The sequence below is a fragment of the Dyadobacter chenhuakuii genome (assembly GCF_023821985.2).
Classification (GTDB): domain Bacteria; phylum Bacteroidota; class Bacteroidia; order Cytophagales; family Spirosomataceae; genus Dyadobacter; species Dyadobacter chenhuakuii.
On the sequence record NZ_CP098805.1, the window covers coordinates 4,534,786 to 4,560,242 of the forward strand.

23 protein-coding genes are annotated in these 25,457 nt (G+C 45.0%); 10 read left to right on the forward strand and 13 right to left on the reverse strand.

Features of this window, described 5'->3' with window-relative positions; genetic code table 11:
• Positions 1 to 65: 65 nt before the first annotated feature.
• Complete coding sequence (locus NFI80_RS18845; protein ID WP_235165773.1) at positions 66 to 1,880, reverse strand: glycosyltransferase family protein; 1,815 nt, start codon at positions 1,878 to 1,880, stop codon at positions 66 to 68.
• A gap of 380 nt (positions 1,881 to 2,260) precedes the next feature.
• Between NFI80_RS18845 and NFI80_RS18850 the strand changes: the two genes are divergently transcribed.
• Both NFI80_RS18850 and NFI80_RS18855 read left to right on the forward strand, forming a co-directional pair.
• Positions 2,261 to 3,778 carry a glycoside hydrolase family 10-like protein gene (locus NFI80_RS18850; protein ID WP_235165774.1) on the forward strand — a complete coding sequence of 506 codons (1,518 nt, stop codon included), beginning with the start codon at positions 2,261 to 2,263 and terminating at the stop codon, positions 3,776 to 3,778.
• Between the two features lie 3 nt (positions 3,779 to 3,781).
• Complete coding sequence (locus tag NFI80_RS18855) at positions 3,782 to 4,999, forward strand: NADH-quinone oxidoreductase subunit D (protein ID WP_235165775.1); 1,218 nt, start codon at positions 3,782 to 3,784, stop codon at positions 4,997 to 4,999.
• A gap of 137 nt (positions 5,000 to 5,136) precedes the next feature.
• Here NFI80_RS18855 and NFI80_RS18860 read toward each other — a convergent pair whose 3' ends face one another.
• Both NFI80_RS18860 and NFI80_RS18865 read right to left on the reverse strand, forming a co-directional pair.
• Entirely contained in the window at positions 5,137 to 6,147 is a 1,011-nt protein-coding gene (locus tag NFI80_RS18860; protein ID WP_233799189.1) for an aspartate-semialdehyde dehydrogenase, read from the reverse strand.
• Between the two features lie 150 nt (positions 6,148 to 6,297).
• On the reverse strand, positions 6,298 to 6,879 hold the full coding sequence (locus NFI80_RS18865; RefSeq protein WP_235165776.1) for a 5-formyltetrahydrofolate cyclo-ligase: 582 nt from the start codon (positions 6,877 to 6,879) through the stop codon (positions 6,298 to 6,300).
• Positions 6,880 to 7,035: 156 nt separating this feature from the next.
• Here NFI80_RS18865 and NFI80_RS18870 point away from each other — a divergent pair, with 156 nt between their 5' ends.
• The 6 genes from NFI80_RS18870 (at position 7,036) to NFI80_RS18895 (ending at position 12,671) form a co-directional block, all read left to right on the forward strand.
• Positions 7,036 to 8,247: an NADP-dependent isocitrate dehydrogenase gene (locus NFI80_RS18870; RefSeq protein ID WP_026631906.1), complete on the forward strand. Its 1,212-nt coding sequence runs from the start codon at positions 7,036 to 7,038 to the stop codon at positions 8,245 to 8,247.
• 114 nt (positions 8,248 to 8,361) lie between these two features.
• Positions 8,362 to 9,603, forward strand: coding sequence for a BamA/TamA family outer membrane protein (locus NFI80_RS18875; RefSeq protein ID WP_235165778.1), 1,242 nt, complete (start codon positions 8,362 to 8,364; stop codon positions 9,601 to 9,603).
• 78 nt (positions 9,604 to 9,681) lie between these two features.
• Positions 9,682 to 9,942 (forward strand): type II toxin-antitoxin system RelE family toxin, encoded by a 261-nt coding sequence (locus tag NFI80_RS18880; RefSeq protein WP_235165779.1) that lies wholly within the window; start codon positions 9,682 to 9,684, stop codon positions 9,940 to 9,942.
• Positions 9,939 to 10,145, forward strand: a complete 207-nt coding sequence (locus NFI80_RS18885) for a type II toxin-antitoxin system Phd/YefM family antitoxin (protein ID WP_235165781.1) — start codon at positions 9,939 to 9,941, stop codon at positions 10,143 to 10,145. Before NFI80_RS18880 ends, NFI80_RS18885 begins: the two co-directional genes overlap by 4 nt.
• Positions 10,146 to 10,277: 132 nt before the next feature.
• Positions 10,278 to 11,507 carry a pyridoxal phosphate-dependent aminotransferase gene (locus NFI80_RS18890; RefSeq protein WP_235165783.1) on the forward strand — a complete coding sequence of 410 codons (1,230 nt, stop codon included), beginning with the start codon at positions 10,278 to 10,280 and terminating at the stop codon, positions 11,505 to 11,507.
• Between the two features lie 96 nt (positions 11,508 to 11,603).
• Positions 11,604 to 12,671, forward strand: coding sequence for a ferredoxin--NADP reductase (locus tag NFI80_RS18895; protein ID WP_235165785.1), 1,068 nt, complete (start codon positions 11,604 to 11,606; stop codon positions 12,669 to 12,671).
• A 65-nt stretch (positions 12,672 to 12,736) separates the two neighbouring features.
• On the opposite strand, the gene NFI80_RS18900 is transcribed toward NFI80_RS18895, so the two are convergent.
• The 10 genes from NFI80_RS18900 to lipB form a co-directional block, all read right to left on the reverse strand.
• Positions 12,737 to 14,665 carry a M56 family metallopeptidase gene (locus tag NFI80_RS18900; RefSeq protein ID WP_235165786.1) on the reverse strand — a complete coding sequence of 643 codons (1,929 nt, stop codon included), beginning with the start codon at positions 14,663 to 14,665 and terminating at the stop codon, positions 12,737 to 12,739.
• Positions 14,666 to 14,667: 2 nt separating this feature from the next.
• The gene (locus NFI80_RS18905) at positions 14,668 to 15,042 is read right to left on the reverse strand and encodes a BlaI/MecI/CopY family transcriptional regulator (protein WP_235165787.1); all 375 of its coding nucleotides are present in this window, start codon (positions 15,040 to 15,042) and stop codon (positions 14,668 to 14,670) included.
• A gap of 252 nt (positions 15,043 to 15,294) precedes the next feature.
• Entirely contained in the window at positions 15,295 to 16,419 is a 1,125-nt protein-coding gene (gene dnaN / locus NFI80_RS18910) for a DNA polymerase III subunit beta (protein WP_233799181.1), read from the reverse strand.
• Positions 16,420 to 16,527: 108 nt separating this feature from the next.
• Positions 16,528 to 18,180 (reverse strand): gliding motility-associated ABC transporter substrate-binding protein GldG, encoded by a 1,653-nt coding sequence (gldG, locus tag NFI80_RS18915; RefSeq protein ID WP_235165789.1) that lies wholly within the window; start codon positions 18,178 to 18,180, stop codon positions 16,528 to 16,530.
• 109 nt (positions 18,181 to 18,289) lie between these two features.
• Positions 18,290 to 19,297 (reverse strand): phytanoyl-CoA dioxygenase family protein, encoded by a 1,008-nt coding sequence (locus tag NFI80_RS18920; RefSeq protein ID WP_235165790.1) that lies wholly within the window; start codon positions 19,295 to 19,297, stop codon positions 18,290 to 18,292.
• 84 nt (positions 19,298 to 19,381) lie between these two features.
• Positions 19,382 to 20,272 (reverse strand): 3-keto-disaccharide hydrolase, encoded by an 891-nt coding sequence (locus NFI80_RS18925; RefSeq protein ID WP_235165791.1) that lies wholly within the window; start codon positions 20,270 to 20,272, stop codon positions 19,382 to 19,384.
• Positions 20,273 to 20,428: 156 nt separating this feature from the next.
• Entirely contained in the window at positions 20,429 to 22,810 is a 2,382-nt protein-coding gene (rnr, locus tag NFI80_RS18930; RefSeq protein ID WP_235165792.1) for a ribonuclease R, read from the reverse strand.
• A 56-nt stretch (positions 22,811 to 22,866) separates the two neighbouring features.
• On the reverse strand, positions 22,867 to 23,601 hold the full coding sequence (locus NFI80_RS18935; RefSeq protein WP_235165793.1) for a 3'-5' exonuclease: 735 nt from the start codon (positions 23,599 to 23,601) through the stop codon (positions 22,867 to 22,869).
• A gap of 26 nt (positions 23,602 to 23,627) precedes the next feature.
• Positions 23,628 to 24,041 (reverse strand): hypothetical protein, encoded by a 414-nt coding sequence (locus tag NFI80_RS18940; protein ID WP_233799173.1) that lies wholly within the window; start codon positions 24,039 to 24,041, stop codon positions 23,628 to 23,630.
• Between the two features lie 11 nt (positions 24,042 to 24,052).
• Entirely contained in the window at positions 24,053 to 24,766 is a 714-nt protein-coding gene (gene lipB / locus NFI80_RS18945) for a lipoyl(octanoyl) transferase LipB (protein ID WP_235165794.1), read from the reverse strand.
• 166 nt (positions 24,767 to 24,932) lie between these two features.
• Here lipB and NFI80_RS18950 point away from each other — a divergent pair, with 166 nt between their 5' ends.
• Together NFI80_RS18950 and NFI80_RS18955 are read left to right on the forward strand one after the other, a co-directional pair.
• Entirely contained in the window at positions 24,933 to 25,139 is a 207-nt protein-coding gene (locus tag NFI80_RS18950; protein ID WP_235165796.1) for a hypothetical protein, read from the forward strand.
• A complete protein-coding gene (locus NFI80_RS18955) occupies positions 25,129 to 25,455 on the forward strand; it encodes a type II toxin-antitoxin system RelE/ParE family toxin (protein ID WP_235165797.1) in 327 nt (108 codons plus the stop codon). The genes NFI80_RS18950 and NFI80_RS18955 overlap by 11 nt, the downstream gene beginning before the upstream one ends.
• Positions 25,456 to 25,457 lie beyond the last annotated feature (2 nt).

Genomic DNA, 25,457 nt, shown 5'->3' on the forward strand with positions numbered 1-25,457 from the left:
TACTCACAAAAAAAGCCCACTCAAATTTAACATTTGAAATGGGCTTCATTTAATTCTTTATCTGATCAAGGCTTTCTCCGCTTCGCTGCAAGATCATGCGCGGTGTCATAATAAGACCGCAGGTTCATCCAGTCGAATACATCTGAGATGTTTTCTACGCGGTTTCTTTGCATGATGCGGTCGCGGCGTTGCATTCTTACGAATTTGAAGAGAATGTCGGCGAGCTGGTCGGCGGCTTGGGTGAATGTCTGGGACTTTCGGTTGATGACGTAAATGCCGCGGTTTTCGTAATCCCGCATGATTTGCATAATGTAATCCCCGAAACCGGAAAGATCACTTGTTACGGTCGGAACACCTCTAACTACACATTCCAATGGTGTATAACCCCATGGTTCATAATAACTTGGGAACACGCCTAAGTGACAGCCACGAACAAATTGCCCGTAATCAAGTCCGAAAAGTGGGTTTGTTGAGGAAATGAAATCAGGGTGATAAACGATTTTAACCCTATCCCGCTCATTGTTGACAAGATTTGCTGTCTTGCAAAACTCAGTAATGCCATCTTCCTCTTTCAGATCGTGCGTTACAAAGGCAGGTAACTTATCCGTTTTCCAAGTTTGAATCGTTCTTCTGAGCCTTAATCTCCAATATTCATCTACGAAATTATTCAGATCCGGCATTTTATGGTCAGCGCCAGAAGCTGCTGCCAGGAAAAGCTTTTCTCCTACTTCTTTCTCGATGGCTGTACAAGTTTCCTGCAACTCATTTAACACCGCCCTCGATTGCAGCACATCCGGATTCACAGAATAGTAAGGCTGTTTGGTCACAATAAACATGACAACCGTCATATCCATATTCGCCTGGACCATCTTCCAGTTCAGCCGGGCCAATGCTTCCAAGGTAAGGTCATAACCCTTGTTACTGTATTCGTAACGGCCCGAAGTGAAGAAGTAAAGTGTTTTATCTAAATCAAATGAATAGCTCGGGAAGAAATGTCCCAGAACAAACTCGTGAATACGTTCTTTATGCTTTAAATGCAGGTTTTGAAATTCATGAACTGCCTGGAAACGCTGCACATTCAGTCCATTAGGTGTCACCAGATCGGGCATGCGGTCCAGGAAAACTTCGCATTCACGGGCAGTAACATCACTTACCGTTGTTAATACATGGGCACTTAATGCTGCCTGCCGTTCAACCGAACATTGCGCCAGGATCCCGTAATTTTTCGCTTCCTGTTCCCAATCGAAAAAGGGCAGCTTGCTGTAAAACCCGCTGACATTCTGCGCAAGATAACGGCCCAGCATAGTGGCATGGGTCGTAAAAGTGGTTGCTATCTTAACATTATCCCTTTTCAGGTCAGGCAATCCGCTGCTGGCCATCCACTCATGGAACTGCGCAAAAATTTCCTCGCGTTTTGCATTCTCTTCGGCATATTCTTTCAGAAAAAGCCTAACGAATTCTCCAAAACAAAGGGTTTGATTCACCAGGTGTTCCACATTAATGGTTGGAATCCTGCTGCGTTCCCAAAGGTTGAATTTGATGGTGTCCAGCTCATGCATGATGCTGTCCAGATCAAACAGAATGACGCGCGGCTTGCCCGTTACGAGCCAATAGCCATAAAATACATTGTAACCCATGTCGCGCATACGCTTCACAACGCGGCCTGCCGGAGAATCCTCCAGATCACTGATTATTTCAAATTCGGATGACGCTTTTTTCTCAAAATATGGGCCTAGCAAGAAGTAGTTGTCTTCCCACCTTTCTACCATTGCAGGGACCTTGGTCCGTATTACAGTATAAATTCCTCCAACTTGGTTACAAACCTCCCATGCAACTTCAAACAGGACGTTTTTCTTAGTGGTTTTGACAAATGGTTCCAATACGGGATGTAGGTTTAAACGTTACTAGCTGCATTTGCAAAGCTTGTTGTTTTCTTTATGTCACAAAAATCCTTGTAATTACACAATAAATATGCAGAAAAATTATTCACAATTACAACAATCTATGGTTTGTTTCTTTGTCCTTAAACAAAGTCGAATCTGCGCCTGGACGCCAGAAATATAACAAAGTCAAGAATACGCCTTATAGCAATCTTACTTTGAATCAAGCCAAATGAAACCGTCATGACATGAATTTAAGACGGTTCTCGGCTAACTTTGTTCCAAATTACGTTACTTTGATTGGATTAACATTTTGCATTGGTTAGATAGTGAAAAAAATTAAAATAGTTGCGCTTTCCTTTACATTGCTTCTGTTTATAATGGAAAGTTGTATTGCCCAAACTACCGATACTGAAGAAATTTTGCCTCCAAAAAGGGAATTCAGGGCAGTATGGATCGCTACTGTTGATAATATAGACTGGCCAAGCAGCAAAAATCTTATACCAGAGCAACAGCAACAGGAGTTTTCCACTCTTCTTGATTTTCATAAAAGAGTGGGAATGAATGCCGTTTTCGTGCAAGTGCGCGCGGCGGGTGATGCATTTTATGCCAAAAGTCCTGAACCCTGGTCGGAATGGCTTACCGGCCGGCAGGGGAGGCAGCCTTACCCGATGTGGGACCCGTTGGATTATATGGTTACAGAGGCGCATAAGCGCGGCCTTGAATTTCATGCGTGGCTAAATTTAAACCGCTTGGTGCATAAGTCTTCCACCAGCGTTTCGGCCGATAATGTCAGCAAAATACATCCCGAATGGATCCTCAGTTATGATGGATACAAGCTATTCAATTTCGGCATTCCGGAGGTAAGGCAGTTTATCACGGATATGACAGTGAATGTGGCCAAAAATTATGATGTCGATGGCATTCACTTTGATGATTATTTCTATCCCTATGCGGCTCCCGGTCAGGTTATCCAGGATGAGGCAACATACCAAAAGTACGGCGCAGGATTTGCCAATAAGGCGGATTGGAGAAGACACAACATTGACTTATTGGTAAAACAAATTCATGACGGCCTGGCAGCGGTTAAGCCGAAACTTAAATTCGGGATCAGTCCTTTCGGGGTTTGGAGAAATAAAGACCGTGATGCGGAAGGTTCCAAAACTTTTGGTGCATTGGCTTCCTATGACGACCTTTTTGCCGATAGCAGGCGCTGGATCAAGGAAGGGTGGATCGATTACATTGCACCGCAGGTTTATTTCTCGTCTGGATTTTCACGTGTTCCATACAAGAACCTGGTTGATTGGTGGACCGAAAATTCATACGAAAGACATTTATATATAGGAATGGGCGCTTACCGCGTAGGTTATAGGGATAGAGATAAACATTGGTCTAATCCATTGGAAATCCCTAATCAGGTCCGGTACTTGCGGGAAAGCGAGACGGATGGGGCGATTTTTTTCAGTTCGCGTTCGCTGAAAGGGAACAGTCTTGGCTTTGTTGATTCACTCCGCCAGGATTTTTTCCGTTACCCCTCGCTGGTTCCTACAATGCCCTGGAAAGACCGCATTGCCCCATTGTCTCCAAGAAGTTTAAAAGCAACATTGCTGTCCAAAGGACTCGAACTAACCTGGGAACGCCCTGAGCCCGCATCAGACGGGGATTTGGCTTGGTACTATGTCATTTACCGCTTTGGCCCCGAAGAAAAGGCCACGGCGCATGACCCGCGACGCATCATAGGCATGTGTTATGAGGGTGAAAAATATGTAGACATGACTGCCGAGGCAGGAAAAAGATACATATACTATGTTACGGCAGTGGACCGGTTGCATAACGAAGGACGCCCGATCGGGCCGTTAAAAGTGGAAGTCCATGATCAGAAGCTTGTGAGATTTTAGCATATGAGTAATACAATTCAATACGAGTATAAACCTGAGTATTTATCGGTTTCAGGCCCAACAAAATACAACTCCGAAATGCTTCGTAAAGAAGAAATGGTGTTGAATATGGGTCCGCAACATCCTAGTACTCACGGTGTCTTACGTTTGGAAGTGGTTACGGACGGGGAAATAATCGTAGATGTAGTCCCACATTTGGGTTACCTGCACCGGTGCTTCGAAAAGCACGCAGAATCACTGCCATTTAACCAGGTTATTCCTTATGTGGATCGCTTGGATTATGTGGCGTCAATGAATTCTGAACATGCTTATGTGATGGGCGTGGAAAGAATGCTCGGCATTGAAAATGATATTCCAAAACGCATTGAATACATCCGCGTAGTGGTTGCAGAGCTCAACCGGCTGGCTTCCCATTTCGTCGCGCTGGGCACTTATGCCATGGACATTGGCGCTTATACGCCTTTCTTGTGGATGATGCGCGACCGCGAGCAGATCCTCCGCTTGCTCGAATGGACCTGCGGCGCGAGAATGCTTTATAATTACATTTGGATCGGAGGCTTGTTTTACGATTTGCCTGTGGGTTTTGAAGAACGCTGCCTTGAATTTGTAAAATATCTGAAACCCAAGCTGACGGAGTTGCAGCAGCTTGTGGTTGATAACAAAATTTTCATCCAGCGCACAGCAAATGTGGGCGTATTGCCCTTGCCGGTTGCCATTAATTACGGCTGCACGGGCCCAATGCTCCGCGGTTCCGGATTGCGTTACGATTTGAGAAAAGTAGACGGCTATTCCGTTTATCCCGAGCTGGATTTTGAGATACCCATCGGCACAGGCGCCATGGGCACAACCGGTGATTGCTGGGACCGGACGTGGGTGCGTGTGATAGAATGCTGGGAATCAGTGAAGTTAATAGAGCAAAGCCTCGAACAACTTACGGGAGACTACAAGCGAACCCGCGATTTCGATCCGCAGGCCGTCGTTCCCAAGAAAATCCGCCCCAAGGCAATGGATTTCTACGTCCGTGGCGAAAGTCCGAAAGGCGAGCTAGGCTTCTTTTTCCGTTCCGACGGCCGTTCCGACGTTCCGTTTCGTTGCAGGGCCAGGTCATGCTGTTTTCACAACCTTTCTGTGATCGGAGAAATTACAAAAGGGTCGTTACTAGCGGACCTGGTGGCCGTGATCGGGTCTATTGACGTGGTAATGGGAGAAGTGGATCGATAACATGGTGCTTGGCCCCAAACCCCTAAAGGGGCTTGCTTCTTACTAGTAAACTGCAAAGTCCCCTTTAGGGGATTTAGGGGCAAAAAAGAAGCCGCCTTTCAGCAGCTCCTTTCTTTCTCTCTTATTTTGTTCTAAACTTAAACAGCCTGCGCAACGCCTACCAAATCATGCTTGGCTAAAAACTCCGCAATCTGAACCGTGTTAGTCGCTGCTCCTTTGCGAAGGTTATCTGCTACAATCCACAGGTTCAATGTTTTAGGCTGAGATTCGTCGCGGCGGATGCGGCCTACGAATGTTTCGTCCTTGCCGTGTGCTGTTAATGGCATTGGATAAAGCGCGTTTTTAGGATCATCCTGCAAAATCACGCCTTCCGCCTCGCTCAGGATCTGACGCACTTCATCCAGATCAAATTCATTTTCAAATTCAATGTTAACCGCCTCAGAGTGACCACCGATCGTTGGGATACGAACCGTTGTTGCAGTTACTGCAATGCTGTCGTCGCCCATGATTTTCTTCGTTTCGTTGGTCATTTTCATTTCTTCCTTTGTATAGCCGTTATCCAAAAACACGTCGATATGCGGCAATACATTCAGGTCGATCTGGTGCGGATATACTTTTCCGCGGCTGTGATCGCCGGCGCGCTCCGAGAAAAGCTGATCAACGGCCGCCTTACCCGTTCCCGTTACAGACTGGTAAGTAGAAACCACCACGCGTTTGATCTTATATTTTTGGTGCAAAGGATTCAAAACCACCACCATTTGAATGGTTGAGCAGTTTGGGTTTGCAATAATTTTGTCTTCTTTGGTCAATTCGCCTGCATTGATTTCAGGAACAACCAGTTTTTTGGTCGGGTCCATTCTCCATGCTGAGGAATTATCGATAACTGTAATTCCCGCCTCTGCGAATCTTGGTGCAAGCTCTAATGACGTGCTGCCACCAGCCGAAAATATCGCTATTTCAGGTTTGGCTGCAATCGCGTCCTCAAATCCGATCACCTTTATCTGTTTACCCTTGAATGTAACTTCCTTACCAACAGATCTTTCTGATGCAACGGCTAATAATTCCGTCACCGGGAAATTACGCTCTTCGAGCACTTTGAGGATTTCGCCGCCTACCAAACCGGTAGCGCCTACTACTGCGATTTTCATTCTAGCATTAAGATAAAAAGTGGATAGAAATTTGATCCCTTTCAGCTGCCTGAGCAATTGAAAAGTGCCGCAAATTTACGAGGAAATTTAGAATGAATGTGGATTTTTACATTTTATGCGCTGAATTTCAGCCACGAAAACGAAAATCAGTTACCAAGTCCAGATTTTTTCAGGCGTTATGCTGGCATTCATCGGCATGTCGTAAGGATCAATGTCATCGATTTTAGAAACCGGCTCAAAAAAGGAAAGGCCTGTTTTAACAATGTCAGGACGACATTTAGCCAGAAAACGGTCATAATAACCGCCGCCATAACCCACCCGGTAACCCCGCTCGTCGAAAGCCAGCAGCGGAATGTAAACCCGATCAATTTCCTCAGCATTGACGCGTATGGAAGTCGCAGGATCCGGCTCCGGAATGCCCCATGGATTTGTGATCAGCTTTGTGTTTTTATCCAAAAGATAATGTTCCATTTCCTTGGTGCCCGGAATGACGTAAGGCGCAACGATCCGGATTTGAGAAAATGAAGCTTGTAATTGATTGACTATCTGCCAGGTATTAATCTCATTTTTAATGATTTGGGGCAAAAAAAGATGAATCGTTTCCGGTCCTTGTAATGTAAGTGCTGCAAACAGATTCTGGCAGATCAGATTATTTTTGACCAAAATGTCATCTTCCGTCAGCGACATTCTTTTGGAAAGGAAATCTTTACGCAACGCGGCTTTGTCCATCATTTGTTGGTTTTTTTGCACCTGGCAATATCGAAATTTAGCGGAATGCATTCAAAGTTAACCGCCTAACAATGTTCTCCTTTTTTCGCCTTTTTACGCTATTGTTTGTACTTTCACGCTCGCATTTTAAATTCTTTAACCATAGTTTATAAACAAGACATGAGCAAAATTAAAGTTGCAAATCCCGTAGTGGAGCTTGACGGAGACGAAATGACCAGAATTATCTGGAAATTTATTAAGGAAAAACTTATTCTACCATATCTGGATCTGGATATCAAATATTACGATTTGGGCGTGGAATACCGCGACGAAACCAATGACCAGGTGACCATAGATGCCGCTAATGCGATTAAAGAATATGGTGTTGGTATCAAATGCGCAACGATTACACCTGACGAAGACCGCGTTAAGGAGTTCAATTTGAAGCAAATGTGGAAGTCGCCGAACGGAACAATCCGTAACATCCTGGATGGAACGGTTTTCCGCGAGCCGATCGTAATGAGCAATGTGCCTCGTTTGGTAACAAACTGGTCTGCACCGATTATCGTCGGTCGTCACGCGTTTGGAGATCAATATAAAGCAACGGATTTTGTTGTTCCTGGAAAAGGAAAGCTTACCATTAAGTTTGAAGGCGAAGATGGCAATGTGATCGAGCACGAAGTGTATCAGTTCAAAGGGCCGGGCGTTGCGATGGGAATGTACAACATTGACGAGTCGATCCGTGGATTTGCTTATGCTTGTTTTAATGTTGCATTGGACAAAGGATGGCCACTTTACCTTTCTACAAAAAATACAATCCTTAAAAAATACGACGGTCGCTTCAAGGATATTTTCCAGGAAGTTTACGAAAGCGATTATGCAGGAAAAGTGCATTATGAGCACCGTCTGATCGACGACATGGTGGCTTCTGCATTGAAATGGGAAGGTAACTTTGTTTGGGCTTGTAAAAACTATGATGGTGATGTTCAGTCAGATACAGTTGCGCAAGGTTTTGGTTCACTTGGTTTGATGACTTCTGTGTTGGTAACACCGGATGGCAAAACAATGGAAGCAGAAGCAGCGCACGGAACGGTAACACGTCACTACCGCGAGCACCAGAAAGGAAAACCGACTTCGACAAATCCAATCGCATCGATTTTTGCATGGACGCGTGGTTTGGCATTCCGTGGAAAGCTTGACGACAACCAGCCATTGATCGATTTCAGCCTTGCCCTTGAAAAAGTGTGTATCGAAACGGTTGAAAGCGGTAAAATGACGAAAGACCTTGCTGTAAACATTCACGGAAATGACGTGAAACACGGCGAGCATTATCTTTATACAGAAGAATTCCTTGATGCAATCGATGAAAATCTGAAAGCAGCATTGGCCTAATTCACTTATAGTTGTTTACAAAAAGCCACTGATTCCTTGCGAATCGGTGGCTTTTTGCTTGGGTATCATTTTGGTATGTATTGTTTTAATATAAATGTTACCCCCATAAATAAATTGAAACGCAATTCTCTACGCATATGGCTGCTATTGTTCTGTCTGTCGCTCACAGGTGTGGAAATGTATGGCCGGCCTATGCAAATTCCTGACGACCAGCCCGTCGCTAAGGCCGACTCTGTTGAAAAAATCGTTCTGCAAAAGGACATTATTGATGTGCTGAAAGGATTGCGGAAAAAGCATCGCCAGGACTCGGTTAAGGTGGATACGGTTTTAAAAACGGGAAAAGTTTTGTTCTCGATCGTCCCTGCATTCGGCTACACATTAACTTCGGGCCTGATCGGTTCCATGAATGTCAATTCCGCGTTCTATTCCAGCGATCCGCATAAAACGCGCTTATCGAGTATTACCGCTAATTTCATTTACACCCAATACAAGCAAATCACCATTCCGCTGCAAGCCAGTATCTGGACGCGGGACAACGACCTGAACATTCTCACCGACTGGCGTTATTTCAAATATCCGCAGGACACTTACGGACTCGGCCCGAACAGTGAAATTAAAGACGCCTCACAGATTGATTACAGGCACATCAGGCTGCATCAAACAGTTTTGAAAAAGGTCACAGAATCATTCTATGCAGGTCTCGGATTTTTCTACGATTACCGCTGGAACATCCTGTTGGAAGACACCAATGCCGACGTCACTAAATACGGCTTGACGCCAAAATCCATTTCATCAGGCCCGGTTGCCACCTTGGTCTATGATAACCGCACCAATTCCATCAATCCCGAAAAAGGCTTTTACACCAGTATTCAATATCGATCCAGCCTGGAAAAGCTGAACAGCACCAGCAACTGGAATTCAGTGGTTGTAGATATCCGAAAATACTTCAACCTCCCGCAAGGCAGCAGAAACACACTGGCTTTCTGGAACTATAACTGGCTAGTAGTAAGCGGAAAAGCTCCCTACCTCGATCTCCCCAGCACCGGCTGGGACCCGGCCACAGCCATGGGGCGCGGCTACATACAGGGCCGGTTCCGAAGTCCGAAGCTACTCTATTTCGAAACAGAATATCGCATGTCCCTCACGCGCAATGGCCTGCTGGGAGCCGTAGTCTTCGGCAACGCTCAAAGTGTCTCCAACTGGCCCGCCAACAATTTCACAAAAATCGCCCCCGGCGGCGGCGTAGGACTTAGAATCAAAGTCAACAAAAAATCAAGGGCTAACGTGGCGATTGACTATGGGTTCGGCATGAAAGGGTCGCGGGGGTTGTTTGTGAATTTGGGTGAAGTGTTTTAATCTAAATTTTTTGATTCACTCATTCGTTTGTCTAATTGGAATTCGATGCTTAATTTTAGCTAGGCACACTATACTCCAATGTACAAACTGATTTTTACCAGCAATGCCCTCAAAAGCTTGAAGGCAATCCCGAAAAGCGACGCCTCAAAAATCTTGGAAAAGCTGGAAGAGCTATCGATCAATCCGGATGCCACCCGAAATGTAAAAAGACTTCATAGCCATCCAATAGCCGTTTTTCGTTTGAGAATAGGCGACTATCGTGTGCTTTTTGACAAAGAAGATGCTTTCAGAATTATCGAGGTCATCGATTTAGGCCACCGAAAACATATTTACGAATGAACCTACATGCACAAATAATCGAAGAATCCGGCAAACCAAAATTCGCAGTCCTGCCGATTGACAAATACGAATCTTTGGTAAAGGAGCTGGCTGATTTTGACAGCATAGAAGACCTCGCCGATTATCTAAGAGCAATAAAGGTAAAGTCGGAAAATAAATTCTGGCATTCACTGAATGATGTGAAGGCGGAGCTGGGTATTTAATTTGATTCCCACCGCTACTTCTCACAAATCTTTCTTTGCATTACACAAAACAACTTCTAAAAAACACGTACCTTTGCGGGCAATTTGTTCATACAGATCGCAGTACCTTCTTTAACTAAATTATTTGTTGCAATGTCCGCAGTAGCAGAGCAAACCCAGGTTGCACCCCGGTTATTGGCCGACCGGATCAACGCACTCGAAGAATCTTCGACGCTTGCGATGACGAAAATGGCACGTGAATTGGCCGCACAAGGTCACAAAGTAATCAGTCTGAGCGTTGGAGAGCCCGATTTTAAGACGCCCGCTCACATTTGCGAGGCTGCTAAGAAGGCCATTGATGATGGTTTTCATGGTTATTCTCCCGTTGCAGGTTATCCTGATCTGCGAAAGGCCATTGCTGATAAGTTAAAGCGCGACAATAATATAGATTGGAAACCTGAAAATATCGTGGTTTCTACGGGTGCGAAGCATTCTTTAGCTAATGTGATCCAGGTTTTGATCAACCCAGGCGATGAGGTTGTAATTTTTGCGCCTTACTGGGTAAGTTATTCGGAAATGGTAAAATTGGCTGAGGGCAAATCGGTGATTATCGATGGTGCTTTTGACAATGATTTCAAGGTAACGGCGGCACAATTGGAAGCGGCGATTACACCACGCACTAGAGTTGTAATGTATGCTTCGCCAAACAATCCAACCGGCGCAGTTTACTCAGAAAAAGAATTGAGAGAGATCGCAGCTGTGATTGAAAAACACGAAGACGTTTACGTTCTGGCTGACGAAATCTACGAATATATCAACTTCACGGACGAAGGACATTTCAGCATGGGATCAATTCCTGCTTTGAAAGAACGCGTGATTACGGTGAATGGTGTGGCAAAAGGTTACGCCATGACCGGATGGAGGATCGGCTTTACGGCTGCTGCCAAATGGATCGCGGATGGTGTTGAAAAATTGCAGGGCCAGGTTACTTCGGGAACCAATTCTATCGCTCAAAAAGCGGCAACAGCTGCTTTCAATGGTCCGATGGAGCCTTCAATTGAAATGACAAAAGCTTATGCACGTCGTCGCGACTTAGTTGTTGGTTTGCTGAGAGAAATTCCTGGATTTAAGGTAAATATGCCGCAGGGTGCGTTTTACGCATTCCCGGATGTGAGTTACTATTTTGGAAAATCGGACGGAACGACAACGATCAACAACTCGGACGATTTTTCTAACTGGCTGCTTAACAACTCCTACGTGTCGACCGTGGCAGGTTCGGGATTTGGTGCGCCGGATTGCATTCGTATCTCAACTGCGGCTGCTGACGAAGCGCTTGTAGAAGCGGTGCAACGCATTAAAGATGCCGTAGCGACTTTAAAATAACATAAATTGAAATCATAAAAGCCTCATGGGTGTTACCTGTGAGGCTTTTGTATTCCCGGACCAAGGGGATCGGCCGTTCATCGCAACATTTGAATAATGAGTAAGTATTATTTTTTGAAGGTTAAAGAAATAGAAAAGGAGACTGAAGAGGCTTCAACACTGCATTTCTGGCATCCGCTGAATGAAGTGGTGGCTTACAGACCGGGGCAGTTTTTGACATTGCTTTTGCCGGTTGATGATAAGAAAATCCGGCGTTCCTATTCCATGTCGAGCTCGCCTTATACGGATGTTTCCCTGGCCATCACGATCAAAAGGGTGCCCGGTGGTTATGCTTCTAATCTGCTTTTGGATACGATTAAAGTCGGCGATACATTGGAAGTAATGGAGCCGATGGGCGCATTTTTTCCCAAACAAAGTGACGACCAGACTCGGCAGGTTGTGTTTATAGGAGCCGGAAGCGGTGTGACACCATTATTTTCTATACTCAAATCTGTGTTGATGGTCGAGCCGGAAAGTGAAGTTTTCCTGATTTACGGCAGCCGGAATGAGGAAAGCATTATTTTTAAGGACAAGCTCGATGCATTACAGGCCAAATATGGCGAGCGTTTGAAAGTGGTGCATACATTAAGTCAGCCGTCGGAAAGTTGGGAAGGGGAGAAGGGGCGTTTGAATAAAAGTCATTTACTCAAAATCGTTGAAAAGCTGCCTACATTGAATAAGGCCGAAGCCGAATTCTTTCTTTGCGGGCCAGAAGATATGATGGAGGAAGCGCATCGGGCATTGGCGATTTTGGCTGTTCCGGAAAACAAAATCCGGAAAGAAAGCTTCATGACCGCCACGGCTGCACAACCCGGCGAAGTGACTTTGGAAGATGAAGACGATACATTGAAAACGCGCGAAATCACATTATTCTATGAAGGCGCGGAATACAAATTGCCTGTAAAACCGCATGAAACAGTGCTCGAAGCGGCATTGAGTATGGACATTGACCTGCCTTACTCGTGTCAGGCGGGCATGTGCACGGCTTGCTTGGGCAGATGTACTTCCGGAAAAGTGCATTTGGACGAAGAGGATGCACTTTCAGAGGCAGAATTGAATGAAGGATTTATTCTCACTTGCGTAAGTCATCCCATGAGTGATGACGTGATTATTGAAGTAGAGTAAATTTGAAATATTACAAAAAAGCCGGCTACACATTGTTGTAACCGGCTTTTCTGCATTTTGTCTAATTATTTTTCCGCTGGTGCTGCTGGTGCCGCGGGCGGAGCAGGAGCTTTCGGTGCTTTTGCCTTTGCAGGCGCGGGCGGTGGAGGTGGCGCTTGTCCGCTCCGGATAGAAGTGGCCTTTGCGGGTCGAGGAACACGTGCAACCTTTGCTCGCGGGACGGATCTGGCTTCGAAGCGCGCAAGACCAAGTGATTCAACGCCCATTTTCTCACCGATCGATTCCATCTTTTCACGAAGGCCTTCCATTTCTTTTTCAAGATTTCGGATCGGCTCTTCCGCTTTTAATGTTTCTTTTCTCGTAGAAGCGATTTGTGCATTCAGCTCGGAAATAATTTGCTCTTGTGCTTTGATCTGTTGTTCGAAATCAGCCAGTTGCTTTTCCAATTCCTGTTCGTTAATCTTGGCATCATTGGAACGGGATTTTTCCAGAAGCGAGGATCTTTTTTCCATCAGATCTTCGCGCAGCTCCATAGCGCCTTCTTTTTTCCAATCGAGCTTCTCCATATTCCTTTCCACACGCTCCACCTCGAACCGGTATTTTTCCATTTCGAGATTAAGCTCCTCAATACGCTGATTATATGGCTCCATTTCTGCCTGCAATGCTTGCAGCTTGCGATGGATCTCGTTCATCTTTTTCTGCGTCGAGTCGTTCATAAAGGGAACGTCTGCCATACCGGCGAAGTCAATTTCAGGGATTTCAAACTCGGGAATTTCAATTGAAGGGATGTCAAAATCTGGGATGCTTATTTCCGCAACATCATCTACGTGAATGTCAATCGGTTCGTTAGCAGCAATTTGGTAAACATTACCCTCCTTAACTTTATAAGTGTGTTGCTTGTGCTTTTTGGTGACCGGTTTTGTGATCTTTTTTGCCACTTTTTGCTTGTCACTTTTTTGGGCGACAGCATAAACGGAAACACCAATGGCCAAACTTAATGCAAAAAATATGATGGGGAAATTACCAAGTGTCGCAGGCTTCGGGCTTATGCCCATAACGCGCTGAATCCGTTGTAGAAGCAATGGTTTTTTAGAAGCAAAGGCCATCGCAAAACCAGGCGTGTGCTGCCATTCGGCCACTTTTACCAATGCGTGCGCTAGTGACATTTTGTCCCCGCAAACGCTCAGTGCAATGTCGTCACAGCAATGTTCACGTTCCGCCCGGATCCGGTCCGATAGCCACCATATGGCAGGATGGAAAAAGAAAACAACTTCCACAAAAGATTGCAGCATGTTGATCAAATAATCATTGCGACGGATATGCGCCAGTTCGTGTGCCAAAATCGCCTCCACTTGCGAAGTCGAAAACCCGGAAAGCAAACCGATCGGAATCAACACGACCGGGCTAAGGGCTCCAATGACCATAGGCGTTACAATTTTGGCGGACTCCCGGAATTCAACCGATTGCGTAATGTTCATTTTAGCAATCATCACGCCAAATCGGGCACGCCATTCTTTATCCATGACAATGTTGGCTTTTGTGCGCAATCTTTCCGTAAAGATCCATCCGCCTGCAAAACGCAAGAGCAGAAAAGCAGCGCCAATAAGCCAGCATACAACCAGTTCGTTTAAATGGGCCGATAGCCAAATCTGAATCTTAAACGAAAGTGGAAGTTGTGTATCCATCGCACGGTTCATTGTGGAACTGGCCAAATGGATCATTTCATTGGATTTAGCGCCTAGGCCTGCGTCGACTATTGCCGCTGACGTTCCTTTAAAATAATAATAAATGAATGTGAGTCCGGATACGAAAACCTGAGCGGCCAAAAATCCGACGCCAAAAACGTATTTCAGATTGGCAGATTTGCGGCGAAGCAGATAGAAGCCAGCTATGGCGATAACAGCGATTAATGTGCCTTGCCAGAGGGAATGAATCAAAGTCCATCCAAAGGAAGTGACGGCTTGGTCAGAAAGAAGGTTTTGGATTATTTTCATGGCTAACGATTGTTTTCAAGATTGTTTAATAACGCACGTATTTCATCTAGTTCTTCTTTGGAGGTGGAATGGTTTCCCAGTGCTTGCATAACCATCTGTGCGGCTGAGCCCTGAAATGCAGTTTCCACCAATTTGCCCAGCAAGTTTTGCTGTGTCTCCTCTTTCCCCAGCAACGCAACATAAATGTGCGAGCGACCCTGTTCGGTGCGATACAAAAGTCCTTTGTCATGCATGATCTGCATAAGCTTTAATGTAGTTGTGTAACCCACATCTTTGGTCACAGACAAGGCATCATGAACTGCACGCACGGTGCTGGGGCCTGCTTGCCAGAGGTAATTTAAAATTTTTAGTTCGGAATCGGTTGGCTTGATGTACATGACAGAAATGTTATACGATAATCTTCGTATCAAATGTCTACGAAAAAAATCGTACATGCAAGCCCTAGCTACGATTTTTTTCGTAGTTAATTGTTAAAATAAGTTAAAGAGTTGATTGGTAACGAGATAAAGCAAGAAAATCCAGCTGAGCGTAGCTGGATTTTCTTTAAGGGGTAAAACCCTAAATCCCTAAAGGGACTTGTTTTACTTAAATAACATCTGTAAGCCCCTTCAAGGGGTTGGGGTAAACTGCTAAACGTAAGTGTTTAACATTACTGGCATCACCAGCATTAAGATATCTTCATTCTCCTCCTGGTCCACTGGAATGATCAAACCAGCGCGATTTGGAGCAGATAATTCGAATGTAATTGTCTTGCTGGAAAGGTTACCTAAAACCTCGATGAGGAACTTAGCATTGAAGCCAATTTCCATGTCATCGCCATTATATTCGCACATTAAGCGCTCATTTGCTTCGTTGGAATAATCAAGGTCCTCAGCTGAAATTACGAGGTCGTTCAATGACATTTTCAAGCGAACCTGATGCGTTGTTCTGTTGGAATAGATGGAAATACGTCTTAGCGAACTAAGGATTTCCATCCTGTTGATGGTAAGCGTATTTTGATTGTTCGTTGGAATCGCATTCTCATAATCCGGGAAACGCTCGTCAATCAGGCGGCAGATCATGCGGATATTTCCAAAGCTGAAAAAGGCATTGCTGGAAGTGAATTCAGCTTTAACCGGCAAATCTTCGGATGGCAAGCAAGACTTCAACAAATTCAATGCTTTCCGCTGAATGATCATCGATGTATCTACATCAGATTTGATATCCGTCCGGCGATATCTTACCAGGCGGTGACCGTCCGTTGCCACGAATGTTGCGTTTTCTGTCCCCATTTGAACGAAAACCCCGGTCATAGCAGGCCGAAGATCGTCTGTGCTGGTGGCGAACAATGTATTCGCTATGGCCGCACCTAATGCAGACGAAGAAAAGTCAACGGATTGGCCGCGATTAACAGCCGGTGTCTTAGGGAAATCGATTGGATTTTCGCCTGAGAGCTTGTAGCGACCATTGTCAGAGATGATCTCTGTTCCGAATGTTTCACTATTCACTTGCAATGTGATCGGCTGCTCAGGCAATCCGCGAAGCGTATCCAGCAACAATTTAGCAGGGATCGCAATGGCTCCTTTTTCAGAAGATTCAACCTCGATTTCAGTGATCATCACCGTTTGCAGGTCAGAAGCCGTCACGGTTAATGTATTGCCTTCCAGCGATAAAAGGAAGTTCTCAAGAATAGGCACAATTGGGTTCGTTGAAACGACACCGTTTATAGCAGATAGCTGTTTGAGTAGAACTGATGACGAAACGACAAACTTCATAATTCGTGACGTAAGTGTTTAGATGATAAATTTATAGAAAGACAGGTTTGAAAAAATCTGTCTTGTAGTGAACAAAAGTATAAAAAATTACCGATGAAGCAGCCCTTATCAGGTGAATTTTCGCACACGAAGATAGTAGCGCAACGCTCCAAAAATCCCGATTAGCGCAATAGGCAAGAGTAAATTGAGTGCCTGCCAGAATTTCTTATTTTCCTGGATCTGGATTTTGTCCAATGCCCGAATGTCGATCTGTTTGTTGCGTGCTTTGATCAATCCGTTTGCGTCCGTCATGTAATCAAGCGCATGCATCACGAAGTCCTTGTTTCCGAATGTTTGTTTCGTCACGCGGTCGTAACCGAGCGGAAGCGGAGCATTCCTTTTATAATCATAATCATTTACAATCAAATCACCGTCTGAGCAAATGATCACTTTCGCCGGATTTCCCTTTGATTTAAATTTTGCAGCGCGTGGGTCGCCGGGTAAAATTCTGTTGGCAAACAGAGATGTGAATGACCCTTCCAAAAGGACACCCGCCAGTTTTGTCCCATTATTATAAGTCGCCGGATCCGGATCCTTACGCGCTTCGTTGTAACCTACCAATGCGGGTGCATTTACGACCTGCGTGTAGCCGGAAGTCATTAGTAATGGTGTTTTATTGATTTCAGGAACGCCGCCAACCGTGTCAATCGAGCTCAAAAATCTTGTATAAACTGCATTGAGGTTCCTCGTGATCGTATGTGTGCCAAAGTTATTCAGCAAGGGGAAAAAACGCCAGGGCATAGGCCTGATCTCCGGCTTGTCGCCCATATTGCCGACATTCAGCAGAATTTCGGCACAATTTAAGTCTTTCACAAGGTTTGTATTCACACGAGCGCCCCATTTAAAGAACAGGTCATTCAGATTCAAATCCTGTGGCTGCGCATAATTCCCATCCAGACTAACGCTGTCGACACGCGCCCCATCAACAAAGAAAAGCGCTTTCCCGCCTCCCATAATGTATTGGTCAAGCTTAAATTTTTCATCATCCGAAAATGCGCTGTCGGGTTTCAGCACAAGTAATGCATCGAGTCCCTCATAGGATTCGGGATTGTTCATGTCCAGAAACACATCGTAGCTCTGCTGAATGGTCGCTATCAGGTCGCTCAATCGGGCAGGGGAGATTTTGGTATGACTTACCACCAGCCCGACTTTTTTATGTTCCTGGCTGCCTAAAAGCCGGATAGCGGATGCAATTTCAAATTCTACACCCTCATAGGACTGGTTAAGCTGTTCTTCCGGGGAGCTGGATCTGTTTCCTTTCAGGAGCTGCACCGGGACAGACATCGTATCCGCCTGAACGATTACTCCCGGAAAAATGATCTTTTCCGTTCGTTTGCCATCTTCGTTTGCAAAGACATTGGTTGGGGTTAAACCCCGGTCTACAAGATTCAAATATTGCTTTTGCCTTTGCTCTTCACTGGATGCCTCGGATGGATCCGAATAATTGATGATCAGATGGCCGTTTGCGTAGGTTTTAAATTCCTCCAATGTTTCACGCGTCGCACTTTCCAGCCTTTCAAAACCGGCGGGCAGATCGCCATTTAGGTAAACATTAACAATAATATCTTTGTCCAGATCACTTAAAAGCTGTTTTGTAGCCTCCGAAATGCTATAACGCTTATCCTCCGTAAGATCCCATCGAAAGAAGAATTGTGAAGCCAACCAGTTTACCCCGGCGAGCAAACCTATAATCAAGACTAACCGGAGTGTTGTGTTTTTCATTCAGGGAGATTGGCAAATGATATAAAACAAAAAATGGACGATGCTGTGTCCAGTATAAACGTCCATTTTTTGCAAAAATATAAAAAACCAAAAATGAATTGGTTATTAATTATTTCAATACATCCTCGGATTGGGGGAAAACAGGGTTGTTATAGATGTAAACGCCATTGAACTCCTGCTTAACAGGCTCCTGGGTTACAAAATTTCTGTGGTAAGGCAATGCCTGTTCGGTTGAATAATGGCAAACGAACGATTTTCTGGTTTGTTCCGGATTGGTGATCATTGAACCTCCGTGCGCGAGCGCTGCGTGCCAGATCAGCACATCACCTTTCTTAATGAGCAATGTTTCCTTCGGATACTGATGCTCTGCACAGGTTTTGTCGAGATACTGAGCAAATTCGAGCGGTGATTTGGTTGAATCTTTTTTGAACAAAATACCGCTTCCGAAGTCAAATTTTGGCATTTTATGTGAGCCAATGTAGTAATAAAGCGGGCCTGAATCGATTTTAATGTCTTCCAAAGCGATCCACGCGGCTGCCAGGTGGCTTGGAATTTTGGCCGTTACCCAGGGAAAATCCTGATGCGTGGGCTGCTGGCTTCCATACATAAAGACGAGGCTCTGCATGACCACCACTTTTTGATTAAAAATTGCTTCCAGGAATGAAACAATGGCAGGATGCGTCATCAGTTTTTTTCCCGCCACCGAAGAGTTGTGAAAATCATTGATCTTCACATATTTACCCAGCAATGCTTCTTTTGGGAATTCCTTTATGTTCCGTTCCTGATTTGGTTTAAACTCATCCAGATCTATGCGGACAGAGAGGTCATATTTGTCAGGATTCTGTACCAGCTCCTGGAAATCGCCCCAGAATTTATCGATCATTTCTTCCGAGATAACATTCTCGAGAACGGCGTAACCTTTTTGTTCCCAGTTTTCGAGCTTTTCTGCCATGTTATAAGGCACTTTGTAACGAGGTGGATGTTTTGCCAGGAAGTCGGCAATGTTGGCACCAGGCTTGTCAATCCAGGGGAGCGTAGAAGAGTCAAATTCTTTTAAAGGGAAATAATGGTCTTTAAGAGATTCGGCCTTGCGAATGACGCGCTGAACAATGCTCATGTTGTAATGGGTTAAAGAAAATGATGTTACCAAATATAATCAAAACTACTTGGCGTGACGGAGCAAATGCGTCACCGCTGGCTGCTACTTATTAAACGTGCAACTTCTGTTGTCCGCGTACTGATAATAAGACTTATAATTAGACGCTTTCGGATCCATACAACCCTTTAAATTGAGCAATTGAATGTTCCTGAAATCAATGGGATGGCTTTCGGCCTGAAGTGCGATGTAACCGCTTCCAAGCGGCGTATTGTCTTTGCGCACCCATTCCGCTTCGCTGCCTACTTTCCCATCTTTAAATGTATGATTTTTACCAACATAACCACCACCAATTTTTGGATTTGTAAAGACCAGGACAGTGTCGCCTTCGATCATATGGTAAACGATCGAGTCGCCCAATACAATCGCCTCGGCAGTTACCCACTGGTCTCCATTGTAAGTTTTTGAGCTGGAATTGATGCAATGCGCCTCATCCACTTTGCCATTGATCTCCACAATGGTCCCGGGTGTACAAAGGTTGCCCGTTGTGCGTTCACCTGCATTTAACCCACCCAAATATTGCATTTCCAGAGAAATAGGGAAGTCCTGATCGAGACCTAAGCTCGCAGCAGACTGCGAATGAAGCATTATACCGCTGTTTCTCACATTCCAGGAAGCCCCGCCGGGCACCTGATTGCCGGTAAAGCGATATTGGAGCCGGATCTTATAATGAGAAAAGGGCTTGTTGTAATACATATGCCCGTATTCGGTCGTAAACTTTTCGTATTCCTTATAGTTCACCCGGATCATGTTGTCCTCAACAATGAAGGTGTTTTTGTAATTATCATTCACCTTATGCCCCGCAATCTTAATGTCCCAGCCCGTCAGGTCTTTGCCATTGAACAATGATTGCCATTCTTCCTTGTCAGCGGCTTTTTGGGCTTTTAAGCTGATAGATAGGAATAGAAAAGATAGGAGTGCTAGGTTTTTGAGCATTGGATTTTTGATTTTTTTGTTGCCACGGATGCACGAATGTTCACGAATAACGATTAGTGAAAATTCGTGTATCCGTGGCAAAACATCAAAGCACCAATCGCTTATATTCTAACTTACCTCTGGCGAAATTAACCAATGGCAAGCTTACCCGCCTAACTATCGCCGCTTGCGGCGCTCTTTCGGCTTCGGTGCGGAAGAGGAGCGGGAAGATGAAGTTGATGAACGTCCGCTTTTTCCGGAAGAACGCGACTCGCGCGACTCCCTGGGCCGCCTGTCCCGATCACCCGAGCCATTGTTATTTCTAGCTGGCGATGGGATCGTTCCAGCCAGATACAGATCCATGCTTCTCCTGGCAAGGTTTGTATCTTTGACTTTCACCTTCACCTTGTCGCCAAACGTATAGATCTTCTTGGTCCGCTGACCCAGAAGCCGGTAATTTTCCTTATCCAACTCGTAGTAGTCATCTCCAAGGTCTGTCATACGGATCAGGCCTTCGGAAGCGGTCTCCGTTATTTCGACGAAAATCCCGAATTCAGTTACGCCGGTAATGATCCCGTCAAACTCGCGGTCTTTGTCCATCATACTCATGTACTCAACCTGCTTGTATTTGATCGAAGCCCTTTCGGCCTCCGCAGCGAGCCTTTCTCTTTCAGACGAATGCTTGGACGCCTCTTCATAGCTTTCACTAGGCACAGAATTGCCACCATCCAGATAATGTTGCAACAGCCTGTGCGCCATCACGTCCGGGTAACGACGAATGGGCGACGTAAAATGGGAATAGCGTTGGAAAGCCAGTCCGAAATGGCCCAGATCATCAATACTATACCTTGCCTTTGCCATGGTTCGCACCGCCAGGGATTCGATCAGGTTTTGCTCCGGTTTGCCTTCTACTTTCGAAAGCATGCTGTTCATGGATTTGGCGATTTTATTTTCCTCCTCCACTTCGAGTTTATAGCCCAGTTTACCAACGAAATTGGCGAAAGTCTGCAAACGGTCGGTGTCCGGTGCTTCATGGACCCGGTACACCATTGTATTTTTATTCTCGCCTTTTGAAAGTGAAAACACATATTCCGCCACCCTTTTGTTGGCAAGAAGCATGAATTCTTCAATCAGCTTGTTGGAATCGTGGCGTTCTTTGGTATAAATGCCCAGGGGTTTTCCTTGCTCGTCCAGCTTGAACCGAACTTCCGTTGTCTCGAAATTAATGGCGCCGATTTTGAACCGCTCTTTTCTCAGAATTTTGGCCAGCGTATTCAATGTGTTCAGCTCGCGCGGATAATCTCCCTCTCCCGAATCCAAAACGGCTTGCGCTTCTTCATAGGAAAATCGCCTGTCCGAATGTATGACTGTCCTGCCAAACCATTCTTTGAGCACTTTTCCTTTCGGACTTATTTCAAAAATCGCTGAGAACGATAACTTATCCTCGTTAGGGCGAAGTGAGCAAAGATTATTGGACAGTTTTTCAGGAAGCATCGGAACAGTCCGGTCCACCAGATAAACCGATGTAGCACGGCGGTAAGCTTCTTTTTCCAACTCGGTTCCAGGCAGTACATAATGCGAAACGTCCGCAATGTGCACGCCGACTTCAACATTACCTTCATCCAGATAACGCACAGAAAGTGCATCGTCAAAATCTTTCGCATCAACCGGGTCGATTGTAAACGTCAGCACGTCACGGATATCTTTCCGTTTTGCAATGTCCTTTTTTGAAATCTTATCCGGAATTCGCTGGGCTTCCGCTTCAACTGTTTCCGGAAAATGATAGGGAAGTCCGAACTCAGCAAGAATGGCATGCATTTCGACATCATTATTACCGGCTTTTCCAAGAACTTCAACGATCTCGCCCTCCGCCTGGCTTCTGCGCGTAGGCCATTGGGTAACTTTTACAATCACCTTATCACCATTCTCCGCGTCCTTAACCTCTTCCGGTTCAATGTAAATAGGGTCAAAAAGCTTTTTGTTATCCGGTTGGACGACAGCATAGCGGGACGTAATTTCTATCACCCCGACAATATCGGTGCCCGATCGTTCCACAATCTCCGCAACGCGACCTTCCACACGGGTTTTGCCCGAATCATTGCGGCCGGATCTTGAATTCCGACTGTTTTTTGTCAGTGGCTGAACCGTCACAATGTCGCCATCCCAGGCGCCGTTCAGCATTTCGGATTCAATGTAAATGTCGTCTTCACGGCCCTCAATGATCACAAACGCAAACGACTTGTTAACACGGTCTACGCGGCCGGTCAGCCCTTTTTTAACTTCTTTATTCGGCCCGGCTGTGTAACCGCCGTTTTGGTGCACAAGCCTTCCGGACTCTTCCAGCTCATGTATGATTTCATTAATAAGCGCTCTGATCTTCTTATCCTGAACGCCAAAATGGTCGTGGATATCAAACGGCCGGAACGTCTGGTCACTGTTCAGATCGAAGAAAGCCGCAATATCAGCCTTCAAATTATCGATGTAGGAAACGATATGATGAGGCGCTTTGGCCTCTTTCTTATCATTGCCTTGTTTATCTTTTATCTTTTTATCTCTCATTTATTCTTAATGTAATGCCTTCACATATGTAAAAGCGGATTGCTGGCTCCGTCCACTCATTCTATCCGGATAATATTCTCGGGCGGGACGGCTTTGAAACAGTGTAATCTCAGATAAAGCTGTGCCAGAACGACAACATCTTCCCTGCAATATCGACAAATTTTGGCCAGATCTTTTTCTTCCCAATAAACCCGCGTTACCTGGTCGCCGCTCATTTCATTTTTACTGCCGGGAATATCGAAAACGGCTGCAAGCAAGTCCAGGGAAGTGTAACTTTTATAATCACCAAATTTCCAAAGGTCCATCGTGTCCTGATGCAGGATTTCCCATGGTTTTTTACCTGAAATCTGTAAAGCTTTTGGAATTTCAATGCAATGGATCAGCATTCGGCGGCACAGGAAGGGGAAGTCGAATTCCTTACCGTTATGTGCGCACAAAATGAGTTGTTCGGGTGGATATTTCTCTATTAACGCTTTAAACTGCAAAAGAACATCTACCTCATTATCTCCGGAAAAGCTGCTGACTTTAAACGAAATTTCATCGTGATCATTCCAGTAAAATGCACCGAATGCAATGCATACAATTTTTCCGAATTCCGAGTAAATCGCGCCGCGATCATAGAAATATTCCGCATTGGAGAGCGTTTCGTCGCCTTTCCTGAAACTCAGGGTTTTTTTGTCCCAAAGCTTCTGCATCCGTTCGGGGAGCTGGTCATAGGATGCGAAGGCAGAGACCGTTTCAATGTCAAGTAACAAGAAGTTCTTGGCACGCTTTCTAAATTCATCAGTCATAATGTGTGTTTGGTATAAAATCCCCGCTACTCGTGCACTACTCCCTCCAGACCAAGCGGGCTGATCTGGATCAGGTTATCTTCAATAATGCTGTCGGGCACGAAGATAAACTTTTTATCGTATATCTGATTTCCAATGAAATAGCTCACCCAAAATTCGTTGTTAAGATGAAAAACATCGGGCATAATAGGCTCAACAACAGCATGTTCGCCTGCATTTATCAAGGGAAAGAAATGCCTGAGTGTGGAAGTGCGCTGGTCCGCATTTGTACCTGATTCACCGCTGCCGTAACCTTTTGACGTAACAAAAACGTTTGTGATCGGCTGCGCATTCCGGTTGATCACGATCACGTTCCATTCTTCTGCCTGCGCTTCATTGATACTCCTTACAATTGCAACCTGTATGCCCTGAACGGGGTGAAATATGATGTCTTTTTTCATTAATTCTCTACTTACAGCTCCATTTGGAACAGTCCTGCTAAATGATTTTTTAATTTATCTGAAACTTCCTGCATATCCAAGTCCCTGCCCAATTCCGCTGCCATGGAAGTAACTGCCTTATCCTGAATGCCGCACGGCACAATGTTGCCAAAATAAGAAAGATCCGTATTCACATTCAAAGCAAAACCATGCATCGTAACCCACCGGCTAGATTTCACCCCTAATGCACAGATTTTTCTAGGATTTTTCTGTTCTTCAAAATCAAACCAAACGCCCGTCAAACCATTAATCCTACCGGCGATTAGCCCATAATCAGCCAATGTGAGGATAATAGCCTCTTCCAGGGTCCTCATATAGAGGTGGATGTCTGTAAAAAAGTTATCCAGATCAAAAATCGGGTAACCAACGATCTGGCCGGGACCATGATAAGTAATGTCGCCGCCGCGGTTAATTTTGTAATATTTTGCCTGTTTTTCCAAAAGATCATTCTCACCAAGAAGCAAATGATCCGCTTTTCCACTTTTCCCAAGCGTATAAACGTGCGGATGCTGGCAAAAAAGCAAATAGTTGGGAGTTAAAAGCTGCTCGTCCGTACCGAGATTCCGGTTCGCCGTCTTCACAGAGATCGTCTCCGCAAAGATTTTCTCCTGATAATCCCAAGCCTCCTGATAATCAATCAGTCCCAGATCCTGGAAATGAACATGTTTGTTGATGAGGGTATTCATTTAAAAAATTTTCAAAAAAAATTCAGAAGATTTCGTGACTTCGGAAACCCTTCCACGTCTAAATGAAGAAAGGCGGTTAAAGCGCACGTTTTCTTCTTTATTATAATAACACTAATTTGCATTAGAAATGTTCGAAACAAATCCATTACGGCTCAAATTCAGCAATATGAAAGTCCTGCTTGACATTAAGGATGAGAAAGCCACCTTTGTAATGAGTTTATTGCAAAGACTTCCGTTTGTTAAAACCAAGCCGTTGTCTCCTTTTCAAAGTAATGTGATAGAAGACATGAAGGAAGCTGTGGAGCAACTGAATCTGGTAAAAGCCGGCAAGCTGCCTGCCAGGGATGCAGAAGACCTTTTTAATGAGCTTTAAGGTAAAGACCATTCCCAAATTCGAATCGGAACTTAAAAGGCTTGCAAAGAAATATCCATCGTTAAAATCAGAGTTTTTCGAACTCATCCAATCGCTCAAACTCAACCCTACTCAAGGAACCTCACTAGGCCGAAGCTGCTTTAAGATCCGATTATCCATTGCGTCCAAAGGAAAGGGAAAATCCGGTGGCGGCAGGGTTATTACTTATTATCAGGTTTCTGAAACCACGGTGTTTCTCATCGCTATTTTTGATAAAAGCGACCGTGAAAGTATGCCCGACAAGGAGTTGAAAGAATTGTTGAAAGAAACCCTTTAAAC